General features: G+C 59.1%; 1 protein-coding gene and 1 pseudogene. One reads left to right on the top strand and one right to left on the bottom strand.

The window, feature by feature from the left end; genetic code table 11:
* Positions 1 to 76: 76 nt before the first annotated feature.
* The gene (locus tag AC629_RS44315) at positions 77 to 1,516 is read right to left on the bottom strand and encodes an IS1182 family transposase (RefSeq protein ID WP_084810821.1); all 1,440 of its coding nucleotides are present in this window, start codon (positions 1,514 to 1,516) and stop codon (positions 77 to 79) included.
* A gap of 155 nt (positions 1,517 to 1,671) precedes the next feature.
* Between AC629_RS44315 and AC629_RS44310 the strand changes: the two are divergent.
* Positions 1,672 to 2,713: pseudogene (locus AC629_RS44310) on the top strand (IS110 family RNA-guided transposase).
* The last annotated feature ends 271 nt before the right edge of the window (positions 2,714 to 2,984 follow it).

Here is a 2,984-nt window from a genome sequence, read left to right as displayed (position 1 = left end):
AAGTCCGTTCCGGGTCTTGGCCGTGTAAAAACGGCTTTACAGGGCCGTCGGCCTTGAAGCCCAAACTGGGCCGGCCTCAGGCCGTGATCGCGGTGATCAGCGGCCTGATCCCGAGGATATTCATTGCTCGGGTCAGATTATAGGCCAGAACCGAGAGGGCCATCTCGGCGGCTACCTTTGGGAGAGTTTGGGTCAGGAAGTGCGTCGCTCCCATGCGTGCCTTCATCGTGCCGAACGGATGCTCGACAGTCTCGCGACGAAGGCGCATAGCGAGCGGGCTCGCATCGAGCCGCTGCTGCACGGCGTCGAGCAGATTCTCGTGCTCCCATCGCGTGATCCGTCGCTCTGACCCGGGCGTGCACTGGGGTTTGATCGAACAATTCTTACAGGCGTTGGTCCAGTAGCGCCGGAGCATCTTGTCGGCTTCTTCATTTGTATAGCGATACGGCAATCGCTCCCCGGCCGGACAACGATAGGCGTCTTCCTCCGGCAAATAGACAAAGTCCTGCTTACCGAAGCGTCCGTCCGACTTGGCGCCCGAAGTCATCGGCTTGGGGAGAGTTACTGTGATGCCGGCCTCGTGGCAGGCGAGGATCTCCGGACCGCTGAAGGAGCCGCGATCGGCAACGGCCTCGAGCGTCTCAGTCTTCAGAACAGCCTTCGCCTGCCTGGCCATATTGGCAAGTTGTGCGCGATCTGAGCCGCTGTTCGTCACCTCATGCGCGATGATCAGGTGATGGTCGGTATCGACGGCGACTTGGACATTGTAGCCGACAACGCCGGATCCGCGGCCACTGGTTGCCATCGAACGGCTATCCGGATCGGTCAGGGAGATTTGCTGATCCGGCGAAGCCAGCATCTGCTTCTCGTAGGCAGCAAGCTTGCCCATCTCTCCCTTCAGCTTCGTCAACTTCTCGGTAAGCCTCGTCACCTTCGCCGCCAGAGCCTCGCTCGGCTCCTGTCGGTCGGCCGTGTCAAGTTGGCTCAGATAGCGCGCGACGCTCTCCTCCAACTGAGCACGCCGCCGCTCCACCTTCGCGCGCGTGAAGTTCCTGTCTCGGTTATTCACGGCCTTGAACTTGCTGCCATCGATGGCGACGCTCGCCTTCGCCAGCAGACCCATCTCGCGGCAGAGTTCGACGAAGCGCGCACAGACCTTGCGCAGTGCCAGGCCGTTGTCCTTGCGGAAGTCCGCAATCGTCTTGTGATCGGGAGCGAGCCGACCCAGCAGCCACATCACCTCGACATTGCGCCCGGCCTCTCGTTCCAGCCGCCGGCTCGACTGCACCCGGTTCAGATAGCCGTAAATGTAAAGCTTAAGGAGCACCGAGGGATGGTACGACGGCCGACCGGTGGCCGCCGGCTCCACACCCTCAAAGCCCATCCCAGCCAAACCGAGCGCATCGACAAATACGTCGATCACGCGAACTGGGTTGCTCTCGTCAATGAAGTCATCGAGGCATTCGGGCAACAGCGTTCGCTGCCCACGATCCGCCTCTTCAACGAAGCGCCTCATCGATTCCCCCAAAGAATCACAGGAGAATCATAACAGCAGCTCAGTGTTTTCACACATGGGGTAATTCCGGGCCAGAGCCACACTGAGGCTCTGGGAATCAGCTCTCCAGGGATCGATGAGGCTCACCTCTTGGGCCTGCAAACAGGAGAGCTGCAATGGAGCATTATGTCGGACTGGACGTGTCCCTGAAGCTAACAGCGATCTGCATCGTTGATCGAACGGGAAAGATCCAACGCGAAGGAGTAGTTCGTTCCGACCCGGAAGCGATTGCAGCATTCGTCATATCAAATGCGCCGCATGTCGTGCGGATCGGACTCGAAGCGGGGGCAACGTCGACATGGCTGTGGACGGAGTTGAACAAGTTAGGGCTGCCCGTCATCTGCATCGACGCCAGGCACGCCAAGGCGGTTTTGAAAATGCAGATCAACAAGAGCGACCGCAACGATGCCGTAGGCATCGCCCGGATCATGCAATGTGGCTGGTATAAAGAAGTGCGCGTCAAAGACCTCGACAGCCACGCCGTCAAGGCTCTCCTGGTGAGCCGGGCATTGCTCGTCAAGATCAAGCGGGATCTCGAAAATCAAGTCCGCGGGCTCCTGAAGAACCTTGGGCTTGTTATTGGCCCGGCGAAGATGAACACATTCGCATTGCGTGCTGAAGAGCTCATCGAAGAGCGACCGGAACTCGCCGTTGCGGTAACGCCGCTGCTCACCGCACGCGTGGCTATCGAGCAGCAGATTGCGGATCTCGACCGTAGGGTCATGAAGCTTGCACGCAATAATGTTCAAGTGCGACAGTTCATGACGGCACCTGGCATTGGCCCTGTCACGGCTCTTTGCTTTCTTGCAACGATCGATGACCCTAGCCGCTTCAAAAGGTCAAGAAGCGTCGGAGCCTATGTCGGATTAACGACCCGACGGTGCGCTTCTGGCGAGATCGACTGGACGGGTCGGATCTCAAAGTGTGGCGACAAGATGTTGCGCGGCTATCTCTACGAAGCAGCCAACGTACTGCTCACCCGCGTAGCAAAATGGTCGCCGCTCAAAGCCTGGGGCATTCGGCTCGCGAAGCGAAGCGGTCTGCGCAAAGCCAAGGTTGCCGTTGCCCGAAAAACTTGCCGTCATCCTGCACCGGATGTGGGTTGAAGGTACTGACTTCAAATGGTTATCAAAGGAGACTGCCGACCAGACAGCGTAAGACTATCGAATCCCGCCGACCTGCGGCGGGAGCCAATGTCCCTGCCGGGACGCTGGCGTTGGTGCGATCGCCCCTGGCTTTGCGATGCTCAAAAAAGCAAGCGCGCTTCACACATTGATCCGCCAGCGTCATCCTACGCCATCATGCGGAGGGCATGCCCCTACCGCGGAGAGAACCATGAACCCGGCAAGGATGTGTTTGGAGAGTCTTGACCGCAGGCCCGGAATTAGAGAACAGCCAGGGTCACCAGCAGACATCGGCTTCTATACCG

The organism is Bradyrhizobium sp. NAS80.1 (genome assembly GCF_001908205.1).
Classification (GTDB): domain Bacteria; phylum Pseudomonadota; class Alphaproteobacteria; order Rhizobiales; family Xanthobacteraceae; genus Bradyrhizobium.
Note: the sequence above shows the minus strand (reverse complement) of the source record. Positions and strands in the feature narration are given on the sequence as shown.